This is a genomic window from Paenibacillus sp. FSL R5-0527, from assembly GCF_038008055.1.
GTDB lineage: Bacteria > Bacillota > Bacilli > Paenibacillales > Paenibacillaceae > Fontibacillus > Fontibacillus macerans.
In genome coordinates, this window is the sequence record NZ_JBBOYI010000011.1 from 1 (window position 1) to 1,567 (window position 1,567).

Sequence of the window (1,567 nt, forward strand, 5' to 3'; positions counted from 1 at the left end):
ATTGGAAGTATTGTATGGCCGAGACTTTCCCTTTGAAGTTGTTGACATAGAGGTTATCGAGGGTGTGTATCATATCCTGTTACGGGAGTTGAAGAAATGAGTGAAAATAAGAAAGAGTTTTCGGACCCGAGATGGAACGATCTTGGGAAGCCAAAGGTAATCGGCTACAATGAGATTCCGGAAAAGGAACAAAAAGAGAACAAAGAACGGTTCCGAGAGCACTTGAAGAAAATCGGTGTTATCAAAGATGAAAAATAGAAGCACTCATGCTACGGCGAGGGTGCTTTTTTATTTACCAAAAGGAGGTGATTGAGTGCCAGTTGAAAACTATCAAGAATGCATCCCGGTACAGGCGATAAAGTTTGAAGGGATGGAGCAAACTCACATCCAGGAAATCGTTGGATTTGTGGGCTTACCGATTTCTATAGACTATACTCCAAGCGGCTTGAAGCTTCGTGTTATTCGAAACGCACTGGATGTTTTGGTTGCTAATGTCGGAGAGTTTATTATTAAGAACACAGAAGGTAAGTTGTCGGTTATGACACAAGCAGCATTTGAAGCGAGATATACAAAAGTTATAGCATAACGGTCCATGATCGAGACTTCTATGGATACTTTACACTATATTAGGAGGTGGTTTTAATGGAAAAATCTATTGACGCTGAATATGTTATGGCGTTTGAGGCTGAACAGAGTAAGAAGCCGTTAATGGAAGCCTGTTTTATTCGCGTGTATCACATGAAGGATGGAACTAAAGTCGAAATGGACAGCAGTCCCTATCTGACTTATGAAGAAGCCCATGCGAAACTTTGGCATTTCCATCCCACCCATGAGCAAGGCGTAGATGATATGGCTAACGTGGACTACGTCACCATTGAAAAGCGCTTTTCACCTACGCCTTACTGGAAAGGCTAGAATCTAGGTAAGCTTAAAAGGTTGTTCTTGGTGGTGTTGTCGGCTTTCGTTTTAACATAAAGCATTCTTGGAGGGTAAAACTGATGAAATTAATCATCGGCCTTATTAATGGTCAAAAACTCATTATCAACGATGGAGACAAGGGTTTTGAGCATATTGTTGGTGCGCTAGAAGAAGAGCTTGAGTTCATTGGAGTGAATGAAAAAATTATTGTTAGGGCTAAGGAGATAGCCTTTGTAGAATTAAGTGACAACGATTAATTGGGCTGTGAATGAGACTTTCGCAGCCCTTTTATATTGCCCTCTTTAAAGGTTCGGGGTAAAACTGAACGCAACCCCATGCGTGAGGTGTACACGTAAACAAAACATTAAGGGAGATGGAATAGATGGATTTGAAAGAGTTGTTAGGCGAAGAACTTTACAAGCAAGTCATTGAAAAGGCTGGTGATAAGCACAAAATCGCAATCGTTTCTGACGGGAATTGGTTCCCCAAGGAAAAATTTGATGAAGTTTACAATGCCAAGAAACAGGCCGAAACAGACCTGAAAGAGCGCGACAAGCAACTAAGCCAGTTGCAAGAAGCAGCCAAAGGAAATGAGGCGCTTCAAACGCAAATCAAAGAATTGCAAGAAGCCAACAAAACTGCTACCGAA

Annotated in this window: 6 protein-coding genes; 5 read left to right on the forward strand and 1 reads right to left on the reverse strand. The window is 41.5% G+C overall.

Going from position 1 to position 1,567, the window contains the following annotated elements; genetic code table 11:
* Positions 1 to 96 precede the first annotated feature (96 nt).
* Genes NYE69_RS33455 through NYE69_RS33465 form a run of 3 tightly spaced genes read left to right on the forward strand, consistent with a single transcriptional unit; the run spans position 97 to position 915 of the window.
* On the forward strand, positions 97 to 258 hold the full coding sequence (locus NYE69_RS33455) for a hypothetical protein (RefSeq protein ID WP_213510196.1): 162 nt from the start codon (positions 97 to 99) through the stop codon (positions 256 to 258).
* 55 nt (positions 259 to 313) lie between these two features.
* Positions 314 to 586, forward strand: coding sequence for a hypothetical protein (locus NYE69_RS33460; RefSeq protein WP_340930730.1), 273 nt, complete (start codon positions 314 to 316; stop codon positions 584 to 586).
* Between the two features lie 56 nt (positions 587 to 642).
* Positions 643 to 915, forward strand: a complete 273-nt coding sequence (locus NYE69_RS33465; protein WP_340930732.1) for a hypothetical protein — start codon at positions 643 to 645, stop codon at positions 913 to 915.
* Here the strand turns inward: NYE69_RS33465 and NYE69_RS33885 are convergent.
* Positions 912 to 980 (reverse strand): DUF3892 domain-containing protein, encoded by a 69-nt coding sequence (locus NYE69_RS33885; protein WP_445744856.1) that lies wholly within the window; start codon positions 978 to 980, stop codon positions 912 to 914. The two genes, NYE69_RS33465 and NYE69_RS33885, sit on opposite strands and share 4 nt — an antisense overlap.
* A gap of 18 nt (positions 981 to 998) precedes the next feature.
* On the opposite strand from NYE69_RS33885, the gene NYE69_RS33470 reads away from it, so the two are divergent.
* Both NYE69_RS33470 and NYE69_RS33475 read left to right on the forward strand, forming a co-directional pair.
* A complete protein-coding gene (locus tag NYE69_RS33470; protein WP_340930734.1) occupies positions 999 to 1,175 on the forward strand; it encodes a hypothetical protein in 177 nt (58 codons plus the stop codon).
* Positions 1,176 to 1,300: 125 nt separating this feature from the next.
* The coding region (locus NYE69_RS33475; RefSeq protein WP_340930736.1) for a phage scaffolding protein at positions 1,301 to 1,567 on the forward strand (267 nt) is incomplete at its 3' end.